We start from the raw sequence: 20,419 nt of genomic DNA, 5'->3' as shown, positions 1-20,419 counted from the left end.
CCACGCACAGCGGCTCACATGGGGTCCGCCGCGGAGGACGGCGTGCGGGCGCCGAGGGCGGCGGCGAAGACGGCCAGGGGGAGTCCGACCAGAGGAAGGACGACGAGGCACATGATCAGGGCGTCGGCCAGGTTCGCGCTGACAGGGGCCAGGCCGCTCTCGTCGACCAGGGAGACGCCGCCGGACAGTCCTTGGGGCAGCCACACCGCGTAGGTGAGCGGGACGGCCGCGGCGACGGTCCAGATCGCGGCCCGCAGGCCCGCGCGGAAGGACCGGCCGACACGCCCGGCCACGAACGCGGGCACGACGAAGGCGGCCAGGGGCGCGCCCACGATCAGGGGTGCGGTCAGGAGCGCGACGACCGGCGACGGCTCGTTGCGCTCCATGAAGTTGATCAGCAGGAACCAGGCGGCGAACCCGGCGGCGGCCGCGGTGGCCAGGTGGGGTGCCACCCGGTCGGTTCCCAGCCACCGCGGTGTCGCCAGGGCGATCCACAGGCAACCCGCCAGAACGGCGGCCAGGGAGATCGCCGCGACCGGCGGCAGGTGCCGTACCGCGGCCGGTTCGGTGCGGAAGAAGATCACGGTCATGGCGATCGCGGCCGCCACGCCGGCGACCACCACCGCGGTCGCGGCCGGCACCGGCAACCGCAGCCGCGGCGCGCGGGCGACGGTCAGCACCGCCATCGCGCCGACGATCGCGGTGAAGCTCGCCGCCAGCACGCTCAGGCCGGGCGCCAGCGCGCCCATCGCCGTTCCTGCCACCGCCGCGGCGGCCACGGCGGCGCCGCTCGTCAGGACGAGGACCGGCCAGCCGCCCGCCGGGCGCAGCCACAGCATGGCCCGCGCGCTGCTGAGCGCGAACCGCCACCGCGCCGTCCGCCCCTCGATCCCGGCCAGTTCCGCGGTCATCGCCAGGCCCCACTCGCGGCGGCGTTCCGGCAGCGCCGCCACCGCGGCGGTCAGCAGCCGCTGCGGCGGGTCCATCGCGGACATGCGCTCGCCGGTCGCCCTCCACCAGTGGTGCAGGACGAGGGCGGCGGTGCCCGCCCACACCACGGGCGGGCCCACCAGGTAGAGGAAGGCGGCGTCCGGCGCGGGCAGCTGCTCGGAGTTCACCAGGATGACGGCGTAGGCGGCCACCCACACCACGACGATGATCCCGGCCGCGCCGGCCAGGAATCCGTGCCGCGTCCACTTCATGCGCCCTGCCACCTCTCTCGCGTTCCGAACGGACTCGGGGCCGGCTCGGCGGCGGCGAGCTCGGTGGCCAGGGCGCGGCCGGAGCCGGTGAGCCGGTACAGGTGCCGCGGTGGCCGGCCGGCGGGGACGTCGGAGTCCCAGGAGGTCTCCAGCAGGCCACGGTCGGTCAGCCGCATCAGGATCGGGTACATCGAGCCCGGTTTGATGTCCAGTTGCCGGCAGAGCTCGTAGCCGTACCGCCAGGCGGCGGGCTGCTCCGCCAGCGCCAGCACCACCGCCATGGTCTGCGGGGAAGGCCGTCGGATGCGGGTCATGCGCATAACTCTATATATACAGAGTTACGCGGTCAACGGCCGGCGTACCGCATCTCAGCCCGCGGACCGGTAGCGCAGCCACACGACGCCCGACCGGAACGGCGTCGCGGCCACCAGTTGCAGGCGCACGGGGCCGACGCCGTCGAAGAAGCGCGGGCCCCTCGCCCACAGGGCCGGGTGGATCCAGATCCAGAACTCGTCGACCAGTCCCTGCCGGGTGAGGGCGTGCGCGAACTCGCCGGCCCCGGAGACGATCAGGTTGCCGCCGTGCGCCTTCTTCAGCTCGGGTACGGCCTGGCCGAGCTCGCCCTCGATCAGGACGGCGTTCCACTCCAGCGGCTCGGTCAGCGTGCGCGACGCGACGTACTTCGGCATGGCGTTGATACGGCCGGCGAAGCGCCCCATCGCCGGATGGCCGGTCAGGTGCGGCCAGGCGGCGGCCAGTCCTTCGTAGGTCTTGCGGCCGAGGACCATCGCGTCGGCCAGCGTCAACTGCTCCAGCGAGGCGTTGGCGCTGTCGTCGTCGAGGACCAGCCAGTCCTCGGGCGAGGGCGACTCGAAGGCCCCGTTGGCGCTGATGGAGTTGTGGACGATCAGCTGTCCCATCGTGCGTTCTCCGTTCTGTGGCTTGCCTGAACGCTAGAAGCGCGGACGATCGGGCCGCATCGGTCGAACTACTGGCGTCGGCCTGACGTTCCGGAGGGCTGTGTCGTCGGAGTACCGGCGAACATTGTTGAACGGAGGACGAGATGACTTCGAGCGAGTCCGAGTTCAGGACGTTTCTGGAAGGCCGCGTCGACGCCGCCCAGAAGAAGGACATTGACCGGCTCATGTCGCACTACGCCGACGACATCGTCTATTTCGATGTCGTACCGCCGCTCCAGTTCGCGGGCGCCGATGACGTCCGCCGCAATTTCGTGCGGTGGTTCGACGGCTACGAAGGTCCGATCGGCCTGGAGACGCACGAGCTGAACGTCGCGGTGAGCGGGGATGTGGCGTTCGCGCACATGCTGCACCTGAACTCGGGAACCCGGAAGGGCGGCCCCGAAGGTGAGGTATGGGTGCGATCGACGGTCTGCTGCCGTCGGTCAAACGACCAGTGGCTGATCACGCACGAACACATCTCGGTGCCGATCAGCGTTCCCGGCCACTAACGGGCCCGCTGATGTCATGGGCGACGTCGGCGAGGTACACGCTTTCGACCTGCGGGTTGTCGAGAAGCCTCCTGACGTCGCTCAGCTTCCAGCCGTCAAGGAGCAGTCCGTAGACGACGCCCTCCTCGGCAGCACGCGTGAGCCAGTCGTGGTCCAGTTCGAACGCGTAGAGGTCGTCTCCCTCGTTGAGCAGCCCCACCCATTTGCGGAACTCCTCCAGCGCCGGACTGGGCTCGCCCTCGCACTGGTACTGGACCTCCGGCATGTAGGTGTCGCGGGTCATGTCGCGGTTCCAGGTGATCGCGTTCATGGAGTCGGGGTCGCTGGAGTCGTCGTAGTAGGACGGATAGTAGATGTAGGAGACGTCCGGGCCTCCGCAGATCTTGTACGCGCGGTTGAAGGCCATGAGTTGCGTGGTGGTCATCTCGCGGGTGAACTCCACGACGGCCACGGTCTTGAGCGTCTGGGGCAGCGCGTCGATGATCTCCCTGACCTTGTCCTTCCCGGCCGGGTCGTGGCCTGTTTCCACGTAGTCGATCGCGTCGGCCACGCTGCCGTCCGGCTTGTCGAGGAAGGGCGCACGGACGGAGCCGAACACGTTCTCCGTGATCGTGTACTCCGTCCGGCCCTCGCTGGGTCCGGCCCGGCGCGGCTCACCCCACAGCGTGTACCGGCTCTCCAGCAGCCCGGAGTCGTGGCTTGAGCCGTAGACGAAACGTTTGTCGGGGTTGGCGATGCGGGCGGCCGTGCCGTACATGCTGGCCTTCTGTTCGGTACCGAAATCGACGAACACCCACAGCACCCGGTCCGCCACGTACGCGGCAAGGGACAGTGCCGCGGTGACGGCCAGGACCTTGGTCAAGGACCAGACCACACGCGCCCAGTCGGGCTCCCTCGTCTCCAGCACCGTGCGCTCCATGCGATAGAGATCAATTGGCGTAGAGCGCACCATAGCGTCCAGGTTCAGTAATCAACCATCGGGTGGCGTGGGTCAGGTCCGCCGGGACGAGGTGCCGAGTGGCTCGGCTGGCACTGGCGGGCCGGGTGGAGGGGGTGAGGAGCCGCGGGAGCCGTACAGGACACCGATGATGATCACCACGCAGCCGGCGAGCTGCCACGGTGACGGGCGTTCTTCCAGAAAGAGCGCTGACAGCGCGACCGTCGTCATCGGCTGGATGAGGAGCAGCAGCGCGGTGAGGGCGGCGGGCTGGCGGGGGAGTGCCCAGGTGATGAGCGCCCAGCCGAGGACCTGAGGCCCCAGGGCGAGGGCGAGCAGCCAGCCGTGGGCGGGCCAGTCCGGTACGAAGTCGGCGCCGCCGAAGATCGGGCTGAGGACGGCCACCGAGAGCGTGGCGACCACGGCGGTGTGCGCGAGGGGGGTCATGGTGTGCGGGCCTGCGGCCTTCATCAGCAGCAGGTACGCGGCGTAGGCGACCGAGGTGGCCAGGCCGAACACGACCCCGAGCCCGGGGTCGGCGCCATAGGCGGCGCTGTCGAAGAGGCCGGAGATCAGGACGACGCCGGTGAACACCACCGGGGTGCCGATCATGAGCCGGGTGGAGGGGCGTTCCCGGAAGATCGCCCAGGCGGCGAACGCCACCAGGAACACCTGCAGGTTGCCGAGTACGGTGGCCAGCCCGGCACCGACGTACTCGATCGCGGTGTGCCAGAACAGCAGGTCGAGGGCGAAGACGAAGCCCGCCGCCCAGGACAGGTAGCGGCCCCTGGCCGGCAGCGGGCCGAGCCGGCGTCGCTCCAGCCAGGCCAGCAGGAGTAAGGGCGGCACCGCGTAGGCGAGCCGCCAGAACGCCGAGGTGGCCGGTGACACGCCGGACAGGCGGACGAGCGGCCCCGACATGGAGATGACCAGCGCGCCCACCACCGCGATCAGCACGATACGGCGATGTGCACTCACCGAGGACCCCCGCCCGCCCGTTGTAGAGATACGCTTCGTCCACGCTATGAGCAGGCGTAGACAGGAGTCAATATGCCGTTTGGCCATGACATGGTGCACTCGCTGGCCACCGTCGTCGAGCTTGTGAACACCTCGCCCTCCACCGGGGGCGACGACGGGCTGGCGGATCTGAGCGACCTGCAGGCCTTCGTCGAGTCGCGGCAGGTCAGCGGTATCGGCGTGCTCACCCCCCGCGACCTCGGCCAGGTGCGCATGCTGCGGGAGGCCTTCCACCGGGTGTTCCTCGCCACCGACCAGGCCGTCGCGGTCCGGCTGCTCAACTCGCTGCTCGCCGACACGCGGATCACGCCCCGGCTGGCCGAGCACGACGGGCATCCGCTGCACATGCACTACTTCGCGCAGGACGCCGTGCTGTCCGAGCACGTGGCCGCCGACTGCGGGGTGGCGCTGGCCCATCTGCTGGTCGAGGGCGAGTGGGAGCGGTTGCGCACCTGCTCGGCGCCCGACTGCGACCGGGTGTTCGTAGATGAGTCCCGCAACCGCTCGCGGGTCTACTGCGACAGCCGTACCTGCGGAAACCGCATGCACGTCGCCGCCTACCGCGCCCGCCGCCGCGGCTGACGGACCTCGGGGGTCCGCGTGGTGCGGGCCCCCTCGCGGCTCAGCGGGCGACTTCGTTGGGTACGGCTCCGCCGTACCTTCTGTCGCGCTTGGCGTAGATCTCGCAGGCCTCCCACAGATCGCGCCGGTCGAAGTCCGGCCAGAGGCGGTTGAGGAAGACCATCTCCGCGTAGGCCGACTGCCACAGCAGGAAGTTGGAGAAGCGCTGCTCGCCCGACGAGCGTACGAACAGGTCGACCTCGGGCACGTCCGGTTCGTCCAGGTAGCGGGCGAAGACCTTCTCGTTGACCTTGCCCGGCTTCACCCGGCCCGCGGCGATGTCGGCGGCCAGCTTCACCGCGGCATCGACGATTTCGGCCTGGCCACCGTAATTGACGCAGAACTGCAACGTCAGCGTCCGGTTTCGCTCGGTCATCTCCTGCGCCGTCTCCAGCTCGGAGATCACGCTCTTCCACAGCCGCCCGGGCCGGCCCGCCCAGCGCACCCGCACGCCCATGGCGTTGAGCTCGTCGCGGCGGCGGCGGATCACGTCACGGTTGAAGCCCATGAGGAAGCGCACCTCGTCCGGCGAGCGCTTCCAGTTCTCCGTGGAGAAGGCGTAGGCCGACAGATAGGGGATGCCCAGCTCGATCGCGCCCTCGATCACGTCGAACAGCGACGCCTCGCCCGCCTTGTGCCCCTCGGTGCGCGGCAGCCCGCGCTGCTTGGCCCAGCGGCCGTTGCCGTCCATGACGATCGCCACGTGCCTGGGCACCAGCTCACGGGGGATCGGCGGCGGCGTCACGCCGGAGGGGTGGGGCGTCGGGGGACGGACGTTCAAACCGGTTCTCTTTCTACGTGTCGGAGCGAGCGGATGCCGTGCTCCAGGTGCCACTGCAGGTAGGCGGCCACCAGCCCGCTGCACTCGCCGCGGTGGCGCGGCAGCGACGCGTCGGCCGCCGCCCAGTCGCCCTTCAGCAGCGCCGTCATGAGCCCGATGGTCTCGATCGACGGTACGGCGGAGCCCGCCGGCTTGCAGCCGCCGCAGACCACGCCACCGGCCACGATCGCGAACGCCCTGATCGCCGGGGCACGGCACCTGGCGCACGCCTCCAGCGCCGGAGCGTACCCGGCGACGGCCAGCGAGCGCAGGAAATACGCGTCAAGGACCAGCCTGGCTTCGTGTTCGCCCTCGGCCAGCGTGCGCAGCCCGCCCACCAGGAGCAGGAACTGCCGCAGCGCCGGCTCCTTCTCGCCGTGGGTGAGCCGGTCGGCGGTCTCCAGCATCGCGCTGCCCGCGGTGTACTTCGGGTAGTCGATCGCCAGCGCCTCGCCGTACGGCCTGAGCGTCTCGGCCTGGGTGACGACGTCGAGGGAGCGTCCGACGTGCAGTTGAAGATCTACGTGAGTGAACGGTTCGAGGCGCGCCCCGAACTTGCTCGTGGTGCGGCGCACGCCCTTGGCGACCGCCCTGACCTTGCCCGTGCGCTTGGTGAGCACCGTGATGATGCGATCGGCCTCGCCCAGTTTCTGCGTGCGCAGGACTACGCCCTCGTCACGATAGAGACTCACGAGGACATCCTATTGGGGCACACGGGTGGACCGGCTTTACCCAAGGCTCACTAGACTTTGACGTCTGTCCCCGCATTACCCGTTGTTCAACCCCCCGCAACTGCCTCGAAAGGGAGTCATGACCCGCGTGGTCCTGCTGGGCTCTTCGCCCGGCCCCGACACCGCTCCGACCGGCCTTCGGCTGGCCGCGCTGCCCGGCAACCCCACGGTTGGCGAGAGACTGCGCGGTCAGATCCTCTCCCTGGATCCGCAGCCGGCCACGATCGAGCCCCACGACGTGGCCGCCGCTTTGCGTGCCCTTGCCGACGTCGCAGAATCCGCAACGGACAACCTTCTCATCCTCCCGGCCAACTCCGTCATCCACGACGAGCTGATCTACCAGATCACCAAGGCCAAGCGGGGCGCCCTCGCGCTCGTGGCCAAGGAGCCACGGCCGGACAACGGTGAGGACACGCAGGAGGACAGCGCCGACACCGTCCCGATCGACGAGGCCGATCCCGAGATCGGCGACCGTACCCTGGAGGGCCTGCCCGTCCGGGCCCGCGCCGGCAAGTCCCGCATCGTCTCCGTCGGCACCGCCACCATCGCGGTGACCAGGCCCAACACGGTGCTGCTCGGCCCGCTGCACATCAAGGTGCAGCACATGCCGGTGCTCGCCGAGACCTGCCGCGAGCTGGCCGACCTGGCCGGCAGCTTCGGCCCCGACGACGACCTGGCGCAGCTGGTCGCGTTCGGGCTGGTGCGCAAGGGCGTCTCGGTCGGCATCCGCGGCCGCCGCGACCTGTTCTTCCGCCGGGTCTCCACCCAGGAGGAGGCCAACGAGGCCGGCTCCGAGATGGCCGGCATGAACGAGGACCGCGCCAGGCTCGACAACGCGGTCAAGGGCGCCGACGGCTTCTTCACCACCTACTTCGTCTCGACGTACTCGCGTTTCATCGCCCGCTGGGCGGCCCGCCGCGGCCTGACTCCCAACCAGGTGACGCTGATCTCCATCCTGCTCGGCGTGGCTGCGGCGGCCTGTTTCGCCACCGGCCAGCGGCCGTGGATGGTCGCCGGCGGCGTGCTCATCTACTTCGCCTTCGTCTTCGACTGCGTCGACGGCCAGGTGGCCCGCTACGCCCGCAAGTTCGGCGTGCTGGGCGCGTGGCTGGACGCCACGTTCGACCGGTTCAAGGAGTACGTGGTCTTCGCGGGCCTGGCCGTCGGCTGGGTGGTCTCCGGCAACGGCGACGACATCTGGATCCTCGCGCTGGCGGCGCTCGGCCTGCAGTCGGTGCGCCACCTGCTCGACTTCTCCTTCGGCATCTCCAACCGCCGCAAGCCCCCCGCGCAGCTGCCCACGCTCGCGCTGGACGCCCCCGACGACCGCAAACTCCGCAAGGACCTGGAGAAGCGCAAGATCGAGCGCAGCCAGGGCATCCGCGGCCTGCTGAAGATGTGGACCAAGGCCGGGCGCTACCGGGCCGTCCACTGGGCCCGCAAGATGGTCGTGTTCCCCATCGGCGAGCGGTTCGCGGCCATCGCGATCACCGCCGCCCTCTTCGACGCCCGCGTCACCTTCATCACCCTGGTGGCCTGGGGCACCGTCGCCGCCGCCTACACCCTCACCGGACGCCTCATGAGGTCGCTCGCATGATCACTCAGCCGCAGGCCGCCGCCACCCCCACACCCGACCCCGACGAGGAGCGGCGCCGTATCCAGACGGCCCGTCTGCTCGCCTACCGCGACGACGGTCTCCTCGTCCACGCCGTCGCCGGCAAGATCGGCAAGGGCCTCCCGCCGGTCCCCGCCACGCTCGCCGCGCTGCTGGTCGTCATCGCCCTCGCCGTGGCCGGGCTGCTCAAGCCGGGCCCGATGCTCTTCGTGGCGCCGCTGGTCGTGGTCCTGCTGGTGCTGCCCACCGCCCCGCGCGACCACCTGGGCCGCTTCGACTGGCTCACACCGCCGCTGCTGCGCGGTACCGAGTTCCTGACCGTGATCCTGGTGGGGCTGGCCGCCGACGCGCCGAAGTGGCTGCTGTTCGTGCTGGTGTACGTGGTCGGCTACCACACCTACGACACCGTCTACCGCACCCGTCAGAGCATCTGGCCGCCGGCCTGGGTCTTCCACGCGGGCCTCGGCTGGGAGGTGCGGCTGCTGATCATCGGCGCCGGCGCCGCCCTGAAAATCCTGCTGCCGGTGCTGGCGGTGCTCACGGCGTACCTGTTCGTCCTGTTCGCGGTGGAGAGCGTCACCTCGTGGGTGCGCCTGGACAAGGCCTCCGCCCAGGCGGGCGCCGACGCCGAGCAGGACCTGGAGGCCTCCCCGGAAGAGGCTCAGGAAGCCGCCACCGGCGAAGCCGACAAGGGCTGATTCTCCGGTACGGCAGGCCGGACGGGGCCAGGCGCGGTCGACGACGCCGGGCCCCGTTCGCAGGCGTGGATCTCGATGCCGTGCGCACCTTCGTGGCCCCCGCGGACGTGGGGCGTTTCCAGGACGCCGCCGACGTTCGTGGGGGAGCAGACCCGGCTCGTCTGGCCCGCCGACCATGGGCTGCGGCACCGGCCTGGGCGCATCGGCGCTGACGCTTTGTAACGCCGAGGCCCGCATCGGCGGTCTTCGCGCCGGTGCGGGCCTCGTGGATGGCGTTGTTCGGGGTTCTATCGCCGGTGCTTGGCCTCGGCGGTGGTCTTCAGGGCGCTCAGCCAGGCCTCCAGGCCCTGGCCGAGGAACTGGGTGGCGAGGGGGACGTCGGATTCGATCTGCTTGCCGGCGTGGGTCTCCTCGGTGCGTACGAGGACACCGCCCTTGACCTTTTGGAACGTCCAGACGTGGACGCCCTGGTCGATGCGCAGACCCTTGCCGATCGCGGGCCCGGTCCAGCGGATGCAGGCGTCCTTCTTCAGCTGCTTGACCGTGGAGGTGATGACGAGCGTGGTGGGCGGGCTGACCGGGGTGGCGGGCACCGGGGTGGTCCAGCGGAACCGCGAGTGCTCGCGGAACGGGCCCTTGTCCAGGCGCTTCATGGTGGCGACGGGCTTCTGCCACCGGGGCCAGCGCTCCACGTCGGTCTGCAGGTTCCAGATGGTGCGCAGCGGCGCCTTGATCAGGATCTCGCTCCGGTAGCGGACCTTGGCGCCGGGGTCCACGCCCGCGCCGCGGCACGTCAGACCGGCGGGGCTGGGCTGCCGCGCGGTGGCGGCCTGGGCGGCCGGGACGTTGCCCGCGAGGATGGCGGCGGTGGCGACCGAGACGGTGAGGGCGGCGAGGCGGGTGCGGTTCCTGGACATGGTGTTTCCTTCCGGGGGTGTCTGGTCGAGGAGCGGTCAGCCGCGGCGGCGGGCGCGGAAGATGGCGAGGATGAGCGCGGCGGACGCGACGACGATCAGGGCGACGAAGCCGGGGTGGATGTCCTTGGACATGCTCGGCGCGCCGTCGGGACGCACCTGCCAGATGGCGAACGGGATCGCCCACGAGGCGGCCATCGCCGCGGCCGTCCACCGGACCAGCCGGTCGTGGGCACCGCGGAGCGCGCCGACCAGGGCGATGACGACCGGGACGATCGCCAGCATGGCGAACTGGCCGATCACCATGACGGGAACCGCCCAGGCGGAGATGGTCACCGCGAGCGGAGTACGGCGGCCGGTGGAGGCGAGAGATGCGGTGGTCATGACGTTTCCTCGTTGTCTGTTAGGGCCTCATGCTTACGTTAGAAGTTATAACTGAAAGCAGAAGAAGGCGTCAATAGGTTTCGTGATACCTTCTAACAGAATCTTCAAGATGTAAGGCGGCTGGAGATGGCGGAGACGATGACCCCCCGCGAGCGCTACCGGGCTCAGGTACGCGCGGAGATCAAGCAACACGCGTGGGAACAGATCGCCACAACCGGCGCATCCGCGCTCTCCCTCAACGCCATCGCCAAACAGATGGGCATGAGCGGCCCCGCCCTCTACCGCTACTACGCCAGCCGCGACGACCTGATCACCGAGCTCATCAGGGACGCCTACCGAAGCCTCGCCGACACCGTCCAGGAAGCCGCCGCGGCCGGTGCCGACCTGGCCGGGCTGGCACGCGCGATGCGCGCCTGGGCGCTGGAGGACCCCCAGCGGTACCTGCTGATCTACGGCACGCCCGTCCCCGGCTACCAGGCGCCCGACGACATCACGCTCATCTCTTCCGAGATCATGACGGCCCTGCTCGACGCCGCCGTCAAGCTACCCGCGCGTGCCCCCGCGACCCCGCTCGACGCCCACCTGGCCGACCACCGCGACTGGGCCGCCGGCCACCCCGCCCCACCCGAGGCGCTGCGCCGGGGCCTGAGCTTCTGGACCCGCGTGCACGGCGTCCTTTCCCTCGAACTCGCCGGCCACTTCAACGGCATGCGCATCGACACCGCCCTGCTCTTCGAGGCCGAACTGCACGACCTCCTGGCCCCCTGACCGATCACGGCTCCAGACGGGTGAGGTCAAGCCGGGCCAGCCGGTCGCGGTCGGACAGGATGTCGATCGCGGCGATCCTGCCGCCGGAGACGGTGAAGCTCATGATGGAGAACAGCCGGCCGTCGACGGTGTTGACCAGGCCGGCGAGGCCGTTCACGAGCGCCGGGCGGGTGGTGGTGCCGCCGGCCATCCGCCGGAAGGTGGCGGCCTGCCCGGCCACGTCCGCGGCGCCGCGGATGACCTTGAGGCCACCGGCGAGCACGCCGCCGTCGGCGCGCAGGACCACGTCAGGGTCGAGGATGGAGACCAGCGCGGCGAAGTCGCCGCCGCGCGCAGCGCTCAGGAACGCGTCCACCACCCGGCGCTGATCCGCCCGGTCGGGGTCGGGATTCGGGGACCCGCCGCGCACCCGCTGACGCGCGCGGCTGGCGAGCTTCTTGGCCGTCGCCGCCGAACGGTCCACGATGGGCGCGATCTGCTCGAACGGCAGGCCGAACATGTCGTGCAGCACGAACGCCAGCCGTTCCGCCGGAGTCAGCGACTCCAGCACCACCAGCAGCGCCAGCCCCACCGAGTCGGCCAGCAGTGCCTCCTGCTCCGGGCCCGTGGCATCCTCCCGGCTGATCACCGGGTCCGGCAGGCGGTCCTCGAGAGACTCCTCACGCCGGGACCTGCGGGCGCGGAGCATGTCCAGGCAGATCCGGCCGACCACGGTGGTCAGCCAGCCGCCCAGGTTGCCGACGTCGGCGGAGTCCGAGCGCGCCAGCCGTAGCCACGACTCCTGGACCGCGTCCTCGGCCTCGCTCAGCGAGCCGAGCATGCGGTAGGCGACCGCTCTCAGATGGGGGCGATGCCCCTCGAACCGGCCAGCCAGTGCGTCATGGGTCGTCATCGGTCGCACACCTCTCTCTCACACAGGTGACGTGTCGAACCGGGGAAAGGTGACCGGTCACCTCTGACCCGCGCTCTCCGTCATCCCGGCGACGACACTCACGAAAGGTGGCCGCGATGAGCGGGACGGACGTTCAGGGAATGGTGGCGGACGGCTTCGAGCAGGTACGCGAGGAGTTCGCCGCGGTCGTGGCGGAACAGGATGGGCAGGCGGGCGCGCAGCTCGCCGCCTACGCCCACGGCCGGCAGGTGGTGGACCTGTGGGCCGGGGACGAGGTGAGCGGCGACACGCTGACCGGCGTCTACTCCTCCACCAAGGGCGCCGCGACGCTGGTCGTGGCGGTGCTGGTCCAGGAGGGAATCCTCGACCTGGACCAGCCCGTGGCCCGGCACTGGCCGGAGTTCGCCGCCGCGGGCAAGGACACGATCACGCTGCGGGACGTGCTCACCCACCGCTCCGGCGTCATCGGCGTCGACGGCGGCCTGTCCGCGGCCGAACTCGCCGACGACGCGGTCATCGCGCGCCGCCTGGCCACGCAGCGCCCGTACTGGCGGCCGGGCTCGGCCTATGGCTACGGCGGGTTCGTCTCGTTCGCCATGGCCGGCGAGGTGGTCCGGCGGGTGACCGGGCAGACGCTCCAGCAGGTCTACGACGAGCGCATCCGCATACCGTACGGACTGGACCTCTACCTGGGCCTGCCGTCGTCCGAGGAGGCCCGGTTCCGCCCGATCCAATGGTGGACGGCCACGCCTGAACAGGAAGCCGCGTTCTGGGAGAACGTCCCCGGCCCCCACAGCCTCCTCGGCATCGGATACGGCCTCAACAGCACGCCCCCGCTGGACCAGGCGGCCTTCGCCAACGACCGGACCGTCCGCGCCAACGGCCAGGCGTCGGCCGGCGGCGTGGGCAGCGCGCGCGGCCTGGCCGCCCTGTACGCGGCGGCCATTTGGGGAGTGAACGGACACCCCCCGCTACTCAAGCCCGACACCGTCGCCGAGTTCGCCCAGCCGCACTCCATCGGCGCCGACCTGGTCCGCGGCGACCAGGGCAACTACGCGCTCGGCTTCCAGGCCAAGGGGCTGCGCTACCCGTTCCTCAGCGCGAACGCGTTCGGCCACGACGGCTCGGCCGGCTCAGAAGCCTTCGCCGACCCCCGCACCGGCATCGTCCTCGGCTACACCCGGCGCCGCTTCGGCTTCGCCTGGTCCTACCCCGAACACGACCGCCTCGCCACCGCCCTGCACCGCGCCGTCGCCTCCGTCGCGGCCGATCCGTCATAGCGGCGAAACCACCGTTCAGAAAGGAACCCACCACCATGACCGCCATCGAGCGGCAGTCGCGCCTGTCCAACCCCCTCGCGCTCATCCCCGAGCTCAGGGACATCGGCGGCGCCCTGTACAAGGCGACCGGCAACGGCGCCATCCCGCAGACCACCATCAGCCTGATCCAGCTCCGCGCCGGGCAACTCGCCGGCAGCACGTACCTGACCGTCCTGCACACCGGCAGCCTCCGCAAATCCGGCGTGCGCGAGGAGACCATCACCGCCGTGGCCTCCTGGCGAGACGCGCCCTACTTCACCGACGCCGAACGGGTCGCACTGGAACTGGTCGAATCCGTCCTGACCCCGAGCCCGTCGGGCGAACGCGTCCCCGACGAGCTGTACACGCGGGCGTCGCTTCACTACGACGAGAAGGCACTCGCCACCCTCATCATGGCGATCGGCCAGGTCTGCTTCTTCCTCCCCCTGGCCCTCATCGGCAAGCCACTGCCCGGCGTCTCCCCGTCAGACCAGTGGAGGCAGCCCTAGAGATCACGAGCTGACAACCGATCCGAACCCCGGCCGATCACTGGCCGGGGATTCCAGGTTCGTGACGGGAGGCGCAGGAGTCGAGCGGGATGTTTCCCCCGGCCCGGAGGCGTGGGCATGGCGCGATCGGTCCGCGTCGGCCAGACTCCAGAACCATGGAAGACCCGGATCTGATCATCGCCGAAGAGTTCGTTCTCCTGACATACCAGACGGATGGCCGCCCCCTCCTCGCCTCGGAGCCCCTTGGCTTCGTCAGCACCGCCGGCGTCCTCTCCGAGCTTGCCGTCCGAAACCGGATTGACCTGCGGAACGGAAACATCCGGCTGCTGGACGCGGCCGCGACCGGCGACGGGGAGCTCGACGACGTGTTGAGCACCCTGGCGGGTGAGACCGCCCCGATCGGAGTCCTGGAGTGGTTCAACAGGCTGTATTCCGCGCAGCGGGCGCAACGCCTGCTGGACCGGCTCATCTCCCGAGGCGCACTGTCCATGCAGAAGACCATGCTCCGCAACAAGCGATATCCGGAGGGAGACCCCAGCCTGAGACTGGAGATCAGCGGCCGTATCGACCTGGCGCTCGCCGGTGAGCCGCCGAGCAGGCGGACCGCTGCCCTCCTGGCCCTGCTGTCCGCGTGCGAGCTGGCGGTGGGGCTGTTCCCCAACGCCGACGGCGGCCGGATCGCGGCGATCATCGAGAAGGACTGGGTTGGCGAGGCGGTCCGGCATCACTTCCAGCGTTCTCGCCGGGTGGCACTCAGATCCGCCATCAACATGGACTGATCCTTCATGCCGAGCAAACTGGACCGAGCGCGCCGGACCTTCATCCTGTCCGTCGACGGCATCACGACCGCCGTCATGGCCCCGGCCACGTCCACCCTCGACCGGCTCCTGACGGTCCCAAAGCCTGTACCTCAGGCAGCACCTTCGACGGCAGTTCAGATCTTTCAGCCGTGCCGACGACCGAGCAGGCTCAGCGGGAATGGGAGCAGGTCGAGCACGACAACACCCGCTTCCTGAAGGAGGTCATCGCTGAGCACGGCCGGCCCGGCCGTGACCTCGTCGGCGACGACGACAGCTCGGCCGCCTGACTCCTGTCGACGACGTCGCCTTCAAACACCGCTACCTGAACCTGCTGCAGAAGGGCGCCGTGGCGGGGCAGGCCGAGCTGTCGCACGTCGCGTATCTGACTGACCGGGTCCGCGTCGCCGACGGGCGCCCGCGGCTGTACGGCACGCAGTACCACGAATCTGACGGGCACCGCGCGGGCAATGGGTCGCGCGGTTACTCGCCTGCTTCGGTGTGCCGACTCCACCGTCGGGGCAGCTGAGCTGGATGATCGGGGCCCTTCTTGACCCTGCTGAGGTGCTATCGAACCGGTGGTCGTTGTCTACCGTACGGCTCGCACGTGTAACCCCTATGGTCACGAGGATGGGGACCACCGTCAGCTACACCGCGGATCCGACAGTGCTGCGCGAGGCCCGGTTGGCCGAGCTCATCGAGTGGTAGCGATGCCTGTGACGCAGACCACTCTCGTTGTCATCCGTGGCAACTCTGGTTCCGGGAAGACCACCTTGGCCAAAGCGGTCCGTGGGGCGTACGGTCAGCGCGGGCTCGCGATCGTCAGCCAGGACGTCGTCCGCCGTGAGATGCTCCGCGAGCTGGATGTGCCGGGCGGCGTCAACATCGGCTTGATCAAGACGATCTGCCTCCACGCGCTCACCCACGGCCACCATGTGGTCCTGGAAGGGATCTTGACCGGCAGCCGTTATGGCGCGATGCTCGACGGCCTCCGACGCGACCACCAGGGCCCGGCCGTCTTCTTCTATATGGATGTGCCATGGGAGGAGACCCTCGTCCGGCACGAGACGCGCCCTCAGCGATCACAGTTCACTCTCGAGCAGATGGCCGAGTGGTTCAAGGAACGCGATCTCCTGCCGGGCGGATACGAGCACCTCCTGGACCACGCCCTGACGGTCGAGGACGCCACCCGATTCATCCTCCAGACGGCGGGCTTGGCAGCGACCCCGAGCGGGCCGTCCCGACCGGTCACCACGTGACTCAGTTACGTATCACCGAATTCGAGCACAAGTATCGGCTCGGCGGCTCCGCCCAGGAATTGAAGGCCATCGTGGCCCAGTGGGGTGCCAAGCCCGGAGGATGGCACCGCGTCCCTGACGATCCAGGGCGAGGGTGGAACGTCTGCCTGCGTTCCGGCGCTCGTTCGAGTGGTAGAAGAAGCGGTTGTGGAGGTCGATGGGGTGCCGGGTGCGCGGGTCCGGCAAGTGTATGAGCGGCGTCAACGGTGAGCCGCCACTGACCCCACTGAGCAAGCACGGACTGAGGATCTTCCGTTGTCAGCGAGACCGTGCACCCGGCTTGGATCCGCCGTATCCGAAGGGGCTGTTCGGTTGCAGGTCGTCCATAGTCACGAGCAGTTGCTTGGCGACGGCGTATTCCAGGAGACGGAAGGAGTCGAGCGGGATGTGCAGGTCCCATGCCACCTTGACGAGACCCTGGGCGGAAGGCCGTACCGTGTCGCCCACCACGCCGTACGGCTCGGCGGACCGCGTGGTGTAGACGCAGGCGGCCCGGCGGAGCCGCGGGCAGGCGGTCAGTGCCTCGGGGATGCAGCCGCGGCAGGTGGGCGGCGCGTTCGTGAACGGCTTGCCAGTCGATATGGTCTCGGGCGGATCTGCCAACAGCCATGAGATCCGGCAGTCGCCTTGGGTGGTCGCCGGGCCACCGCAAACCTGGCAGAGCAGGCGCAGCATGCACCGGCGCTGCCGCAGTGTGTTGACCATCTTCCACTCGGGGCGGCCGCGCCGGTGCAGGCCGGGCCGATGCCATAGCACGCCGAACATCCAATCCTGCTCGGCGGCGCCGACGAACCCGAGTCGCCTGCCGTCGGTGGCACTCGCGTCGGGAATGAGCGTGAACCGCCGTTCGGCGTACTCGTCGTCATAGGCGGTGATGTACGGCACCCGCAGCCGCGACATCTCGCTCACGGCCTCTCCGCAGCCAGTAGCCGCCCCACCCGAGCGCAATCCTGCGGCGCCACCACGTCGTACCCCTGCACGAACAGGACGCTCTGCCCAGCCGCCCACGGCTTCCACAATCTCGTGAGCGCCTCGACGTCGACCACGCCGAGCGCGTCCACGACGGCGGGCACCGGCGCCTGCTGAAGCAGGGCCCTAGTGGCGGAGGCCATGGAATGGCTGTAGGTGGTCTGGTGCATCGCCGACACCCACGCGACTTCGGCAAGCCGAACGTGGACATCGCGCTCGCGAAGCCGTGACCCAGCGAGGCGGCGCCAGCGCTCGAACTGCTCGGTGAGCGTGTACTCCAGCGCTTCGCGACAGGTCGAGACAGGCTCAGCGGTCAGGCCGGTGCCGTTCAGAGTGTCCCTCACGACCTCATCACAACGCTGGGTAACCATGCGCGAACAGGTGCGGGTAGAGGACACTAGAGGTGACGAGCGTGTCCCCCCGCGCTGAGGTGCGACGGTATGACCGAACCACGTGAGATCCCTGACTGGGCGCTGCGTCTGCGCGAGCAGCGACGTGCGAATCAGTGGTCGCAGAAGAGATTGGCTCGCGAACTCTTCAAGGTAGATACCGAAAGCGCCTTGCCCGAATTCGACTCAGTGATCCGCAGGATCAGGGATCATGAGTGGGGCAGGCATCGGCCGAATGATCCCTACCTCTTGCTCTACTGCCGGGTCTTTCGCCTGAGCGAGGCCGAATTGTTCGCGGACCGCGGCGGCGAGTCGCGAACCGCGGAGCCCAATCATCCGGATGACGCGGTCGATTTGGCTACCTGGCTAGAGCAGAGCAACATCGGATCTGCCACCATCGACTACCTGGCGAACGCGACGCACCGACTGGCCTTGGACTACGCGCGCCGCCCACCCCTAGAAGTGTTCAAGGACGCTACAGCGCTACAGCAGCGCATTTACGATCTCCTCCGAGGCGGGCGACAGCGACTCTCGCAGACTCGATTCCTTCTCACCATCTCCGCTGAACTGTTCGCGCTCAACAACCTCCTGGCCAGTGATCTCGGGCGCTACTCATGGGCGGATTCTTACGGCTACGCGGCTTGGACGTGCGCTGAAGAAGCTGATTCCGACCCCGCACGGGCGTTGGCGTTGTGCTCGCAGTCCAAGACGGCGCGCTGGGAGGGACGCTTTGAGGACGCGGCGCGACTCGCGCGCCGCGGCTACGAGATCTGCCCTGCCGGCGAGCCACGCGTGCTGCTGGCGGTTTCAGAGGCGGCCGCCCTGCAAGGGATGGGTGACATTGTTGGTGCCCACGAGGCGCTCATCCTGGCGCAGCGGGCCCGCGACGACTTCGATGGACGGAGACCGCGAACTGATGCTTGGTTTTGTCCACGATCCCGGCACGCCACCTACGCGAGCCAGGTCGAACTCGGCGCGGGCGACCCCGCAGCGGCTCTCCGTGAGGTGACAGCCGCGGACGCCGCTTGGGCTCAGGGCGACCCGTGGGTCTACGGGACCTGGGCACAGATTCGCATCGGAGCGGCTATGGCGCACGTGATGTTGCGCGATATCGAGGCGGCATCGTCAGAACTAGCATCAGTCTTTGAACTAGGTCCCGAGTATCGAGTGGTGACGATCGCCGAAAGAATGGGGCAGATCGATCGGCTCCTTCAGAACATCGGTCACCAAGACATGAGGCGCATCGCCGATCTTCGCGAGCGCATTCGGGCCTTCCAGAGCGGGTCCCTTGGACGCGAAGTCGCCGCCATTTCAGGGAGAGATCGTGCACTCGATGCCGGAACGGATGGCTGATCACTGGTGGTGGCGGCCGGGGGTTCGCCCTGGCCGTGGGCTGCTGGTCTGGCACATCCTCATCGACGACCAGCCCACTGTTCGCGCGCTCATCCATGAGTCGCAGGCCAAACTTGCCGGCCTCGAAGGATTGGACTTCATTCCGGCTGCTTGGCTGCACATGACCACACAGATCATCGGATTCCCAGACGAGATCACACAGGCTGAGCTCGCTGCCATGCTCACGCTCGCTGCCGAGAACCTGCAAGAGATAGAGCCGATCACCGTGAAGCTTGGCGAGGTGCTGTTCCATCCGGAAGCGGTCATGCTCGGCATTCGTCCGCCACGCGCGCTCCACCCTGTACGAGAGGCGATTCGAGACGCAATCGCCGAAACAGTCGAGCACCACCAGCTTGATGACAGCCCCGGCTGGACCCCGCACATCAGTGTCGCGTACAGCAACAGTGAACGACCCACCGCCCCGATCGTCGATGCACTGGCCATACGGCCAGAGCCGCAGTCCATGACGGTTCGGCATGCCCATCTCGTCCTGCAGCAACGCGATGGCCACCTCTACCGATGGAACGTGATCTCCTCAGTACCCATCGGGACGGGAGCGGGGAGATCAGCGCCAGCACAGAACTGATCGCGACAGCCCTGAAGGAGGCCGAGCATCGCGCAGTTAGGAAGCGATCCTCGCGCCTTCTTCGGCCCATATACGTCGCTGCCCGATCTCAGGGTCCGGCTGGATTTCCACGAAACCGTCGCCAGGAATGCTGCTGTCATGCTGACAAAGGAGTCGGACGAGAACCCTTCAACAGGCGCTGGAGGCGGCGCGCGCCAATGCTGAGCATGCTCGCAAACTGGAACGCAGTCTGCTGACGGTCGTCCATTCATAGCGGTCACGTCCACGGACGTGACCTGCGCTGATCCAGGAGATCAGTCAACTTGATAGTGGGCTGCGATGTAGGCCCCGGTGGTGTCATACGGCTCCCCAACCGGCTTCAACATGTACCGACGGTGGCGCGATGGACGCCTCGGTTTGCGCTCTTCGGCGTTGTTCCACGACCGAGCGAGGGCGGGGGTGACCACCCGATCGATCTCCTCGGCCACGTTCCTCTCCGTGATCGTGAGGCCGGGCGGTGCGTAGTCGCGGATGTTCCGCGACAGGACTCCGACGTGGTCGTCGTCCAGCACGATGGCTTCGTCGGAGTGCTTCCCGACGTTTACGATCGCGCGGGCGATCCGCAGAGCCTCGGACAGGAACTCCAGTGCGTCCTGTGAATTCTGGATGATGCGATCCCGTAGCTGCTTGATCCGCTCTGCGAGGGCGGTGTAATTCGCGGACCTGGTCCGCCGTCTCGTTCGAGGGCGGCTTTGATCTGATCCAGAATCTCTGCCGCGGACGGCGGCCTCTTGTCCTCGTTGGTTCTTTGGCCGTGACCCCACCGGTCAAGGCTCGGGGGTCGGGGGGCCGGGAGGCCCCCGGCAGGGGGTCGTGGGGGGCTCGGCCCCCCACAGAGGGGAGCCCGGAGCCTATAGCGCGAAGCGCCTGTTTGCGCAGGCCCATGGGTCGTGGGCGCCCCGGCCAAGGCTCGGGGGACGGGGGGCCGGGAGGCCCCCGGCGGGGGGTCGTGGGGGGCTCGGCCCCCCACTGAAGGGAGCCCGGAGCCCCTTGCGCGAAGCGCCTGTTTGGGGAGGCCCTTTTGCGCGGAGCGCCCATAATGCGCCTGGTGGGATGCCGGACGGTGTCGGGGGCA

Annotated in this window: 25 protein-coding genes; 12 read left to right on the top strand and 13 right to left on the bottom strand. The window is 69.0% G+C overall.

The annotated features are described in order from the left end of the window. Positions 1-14 precede the first annotated feature (14 nt). The 3 genes from ACFWYW_RS11150 to ACFWYW_RS11140 are packed head-to-tail and all read right to left on the bottom strand — an operon-like array spanning position 15 to position 2,122. Positions 15-1,202: a hypothetical protein gene (locus ACFWYW_RS11150; protein WP_379621984.1), complete on the bottom strand. Its 1,188-nt coding sequence runs from the start codon at positions 1,200-1,202 to the stop codon at positions 15-17. Next, on the bottom strand, positions 1,199-1,516 hold the full coding sequence (locus ACFWYW_RS11145; protein WP_379621986.1) for a PadR family transcriptional regulator: 318 nt from the start codon (positions 1,514-1,516) through the stop codon (positions 1,199-1,201). The genes ACFWYW_RS11150 and ACFWYW_RS11145 overlap by 4 nt, the downstream gene beginning before the upstream one ends. 54 nt (positions 1,517-1,570) lie before the next feature. Continuing rightward, the gene (locus ACFWYW_RS11140; protein ID WP_379621988.1) at positions 1,571-2,122 is read right to left on the bottom strand and encodes a dihydrofolate reductase family protein; all 552 of its coding nucleotides are present in this window, start codon (positions 2,120-2,122) and stop codon (positions 1,571-1,573) included. 143 nt (positions 2,123-2,265) lie between these two features. Here ACFWYW_RS11140 and ACFWYW_RS11135 point away from each other — a divergent pair, with 143 nt between their 5' ends. Beyond that, positions 2,266-2,670, top strand: coding sequence for a YybH family protein (locus ACFWYW_RS11135; RefSeq protein ID WP_379621990.1), 405 nt, complete (start codon positions 2,266-2,268; stop codon positions 2,668-2,670). Here the strand turns inward: ACFWYW_RS11135 and ACFWYW_RS11130 are convergent. Together ACFWYW_RS11130 and ACFWYW_RS11125 are read right to left on the bottom strand one after the other, a co-directional pair. Next, complete coding sequence (locus tag ACFWYW_RS11130) at positions 2,651-3,577, bottom strand: hypothetical protein (RefSeq protein ID WP_379621992.1); 927 nt, start codon at positions 3,575-3,577, stop codon at positions 2,651-2,653. The two genes, ACFWYW_RS11135 and ACFWYW_RS11130, sit on opposite strands and share 20 nt — an antisense overlap. Positions 3,578-3,661: 84 nt before the next feature. After that, positions 3,662-4,564, bottom strand: a complete 903-nt coding sequence (locus ACFWYW_RS11125; RefSeq protein WP_379621994.1) for a DMT family transporter — start codon at positions 4,562-4,564, stop codon at positions 3,662-3,664. 93 nt (positions 4,565-4,657) lie between these two features. On the opposite strand from ACFWYW_RS11125, the gene ACFWYW_RS11120 reads away from it, so the two are divergent. Beyond that, positions 4,658-5,206, top strand: a complete 549-nt coding sequence (locus ACFWYW_RS11120) for a CGNR zinc finger domain-containing protein (RefSeq protein ID WP_379621996.1) — start codon at positions 4,658-4,660, stop codon at positions 5,204-5,206. Positions 5,207-5,246: 40 nt separating this feature from the next. Here ACFWYW_RS11120 and ACFWYW_RS11115 read toward each other — a convergent pair whose 3' ends face one another. Together ACFWYW_RS11115 and recO are read right to left on the bottom strand one after the other, a co-directional pair. Next, positions 5,247-6,026 carry an isoprenyl transferase gene (locus ACFWYW_RS11115; protein WP_379621998.1) on the bottom strand — a complete coding sequence of 260 codons (780 nt, stop codon included), beginning with the start codon at positions 6,024-6,026 and terminating at the stop codon, positions 5,247-5,249. Beyond that, a complete protein-coding gene (gene recO / locus ACFWYW_RS11110) occupies positions 6,023-6,757 on the bottom strand; it encodes a DNA repair protein RecO (RefSeq protein WP_379622000.1) in 735 nt (244 codons plus the stop codon). The genes ACFWYW_RS11115 and recO overlap by 4 nt, the downstream gene beginning before the upstream one ends. A gap of 118 nt (positions 6,758-6,875) precedes the next feature. On the opposite strand from recO, the gene ACFWYW_RS11105 reads away from it, so the two are divergent. Continuing rightward, the gene (locus ACFWYW_RS11105) at positions 6,876-8,393 is read left to right on the top strand and encodes a CDP-alcohol phosphatidyltransferase family protein (RefSeq protein ID WP_379622002.1); all 1,518 of its coding nucleotides are present in this window, start codon (positions 6,876-6,878) and stop codon (positions 8,391-8,393) included. Further along, on the top strand, positions 8,390-9,109 hold the full coding sequence (locus ACFWYW_RS11100; protein ID WP_379622004.1) for a DUF5941 domain-containing protein: 720 nt from the start codon (positions 8,390-8,392) through the stop codon (positions 9,107-9,109). The genes ACFWYW_RS11105 and ACFWYW_RS11100 overlap by 4 nt, the downstream gene beginning before the upstream one ends. A 287-nt stretch (positions 9,110-9,396) precedes the next feature. On the opposite strand, the gene ACFWYW_RS11095 is transcribed toward ACFWYW_RS11100, so the two are convergent. Then, entirely contained in the window at positions 9,397-10,026 is a 630-nt protein-coding gene (locus ACFWYW_RS11095) for an SRPBCC family protein (protein WP_379622006.1), read from the bottom strand. 36 nt (positions 10,027-10,062) lie between these two features. After that, positions 10,063-10,407, bottom strand: coding sequence for a hypothetical protein (locus tag ACFWYW_RS11090; RefSeq protein ID WP_379622008.1), 345 nt, complete (start codon positions 10,405-10,407; stop codon positions 10,063-10,065). A gap of 126 nt (positions 10,408-10,533) precedes the next feature. On the opposite strand from ACFWYW_RS11090, the gene ACFWYW_RS11085 reads away from it, so the two are divergent. Next, on the top strand, positions 10,534-11,175 hold the full coding sequence (locus ACFWYW_RS11085; protein ID WP_379622010.1) for a TetR/AcrR family transcriptional regulator: 642 nt from the start codon (positions 10,534-10,536) through the stop codon (positions 11,173-11,175). A 4-nt stretch (positions 11,176-11,179) separates the two neighbouring features. Here ACFWYW_RS11085 and ACFWYW_RS11080 read toward each other — a convergent pair whose 3' ends face one another. After that, a complete protein-coding gene (locus ACFWYW_RS11080) occupies positions 11,180-12,067 on the bottom strand; it encodes a sigma-70 family RNA polymerase sigma factor (RefSeq protein WP_379622012.1) in 888 nt (295 codons plus the stop codon). A gap of 116 nt (positions 12,068-12,183) precedes the next feature. Here ACFWYW_RS11080 and ACFWYW_RS11075 point away from each other — a divergent pair, with 116 nt between their 5' ends. The 5 genes from ACFWYW_RS11075 to ACFWYW_RS11055 all read left to right on the top strand — a co-directional run bounded on the left by ACFWYW_RS11075 (position 12,184) and on the right by ACFWYW_RS11055 (position 15,930). Beyond that, the gene (locus ACFWYW_RS11075; RefSeq protein WP_379622014.1) at positions 12,184-13,347 is read left to right on the top strand and encodes a serine hydrolase domain-containing protein; all 1,164 of its coding nucleotides are present in this window, start codon (positions 12,184-12,186) and stop codon (positions 13,345-13,347) included. Positions 13,348-13,382: 35 nt separating this feature from the next. Then, on the top strand, positions 13,383-13,874 hold the full coding sequence (locus tag ACFWYW_RS11070) for a carboxymuconolactone decarboxylase family protein (RefSeq protein WP_379622016.1): 492 nt from the start codon (positions 13,383-13,385) through the stop codon (positions 13,872-13,874). Between the two features lie 155 nt (positions 13,875-14,029). After that, positions 14,030-14,653 (top strand): GPP34 family phosphoprotein, encoded by a 624-nt coding sequence (locus ACFWYW_RS11065; RefSeq protein ID WP_379622018.1) that lies wholly within the window; start codon positions 14,030-14,032, stop codon positions 14,651-14,653. A gap of 170 nt (positions 14,654-14,823) precedes the next feature. After that, on the top strand, positions 14,824-14,961 hold the full coding sequence (locus tag ACFWYW_RS11060; protein ID WP_379622020.1) for a hypothetical protein: 138 nt from the start codon (positions 14,824-14,826) through the stop codon (positions 14,959-14,961). 420 nt (positions 14,962-15,381) lie between these two features. Beyond that, positions 15,382-15,930 carry an AAA family ATPase gene (locus tag ACFWYW_RS11055; RefSeq protein ID WP_379622022.1) on the top strand — a complete coding sequence of 183 codons (549 nt, stop codon included), beginning with the start codon at positions 15,382-15,384 and terminating at the stop codon, positions 15,928-15,930. A 297-nt stretch (positions 15,931-16,227) separates the two neighbouring features. On the opposite strand, the gene ACFWYW_RS11050 is transcribed toward ACFWYW_RS11055, so the two are convergent. Next, positions 16,228-16,878 carry a hypothetical protein gene (locus ACFWYW_RS11050; RefSeq protein WP_379622024.1) on the bottom strand — a complete coding sequence of 217 codons (651 nt, stop codon included), beginning with the start codon at positions 16,876-16,878 and terminating at the stop codon, positions 16,228-16,230. Then, entirely contained in the window at positions 16,875-17,282 is a 408-nt protein-coding gene (locus ACFWYW_RS11045; RefSeq protein WP_379622026.1) for a hypothetical protein, read from the bottom strand. Before ACFWYW_RS11045 ends, ACFWYW_RS11050 begins: the two co-directional genes overlap by 4 nt. Positions 17,283-17,378: 96 nt before the next feature. Between ACFWYW_RS11045 and ACFWYW_RS11040 the strand changes: the two genes are divergently transcribed. Together ACFWYW_RS11040 and ACFWYW_RS11035 are read left to right on the top strand one after the other, a co-directional pair. Then, the gene (locus ACFWYW_RS11040; protein WP_379622028.1) at positions 17,379-18,680 is read left to right on the top strand and encodes a hypothetical protein; all 1,302 of its coding nucleotides are present in this window, start codon (positions 17,379-17,381) and stop codon (positions 18,678-18,680) included. Then, positions 18,661-19,305 (top strand): 2'-5' RNA ligase family protein, encoded by a 645-nt coding sequence (locus ACFWYW_RS11035; protein WP_379622117.1) that lies wholly within the window; start codon positions 18,661-18,663, stop codon positions 19,303-19,305. Before ACFWYW_RS11040 ends, ACFWYW_RS11035 begins: the two co-directional genes overlap by 20 nt. Positions 19,306-19,598: 293 nt before the next feature. Here the strand turns inward: ACFWYW_RS11035 and ACFWYW_RS11030 are convergent, their stop codons facing one another. After that, complete coding sequence (locus tag ACFWYW_RS11030; RefSeq protein WP_379622030.1) at positions 19,599-19,856, bottom strand: hypothetical protein; 258 nt, start codon at positions 19,854-19,856, stop codon at positions 19,599-19,601. Positions 19,857-20,419 lie beyond the last annotated feature (563 nt).

The organism is Nonomuraea sp. NPDC059023 (genome assembly GCF_042740095.1).
Lineage (GTDB): Bacteria > Actinomycetota > Actinomycetes > Streptosporangiales > Streptosporangiaceae > Nonomuraea.
The sequence above is the reverse complement of the archived record's forward strand: the minus strand, read 5'-3'. Positions and strand labels throughout refer to the sequence as shown.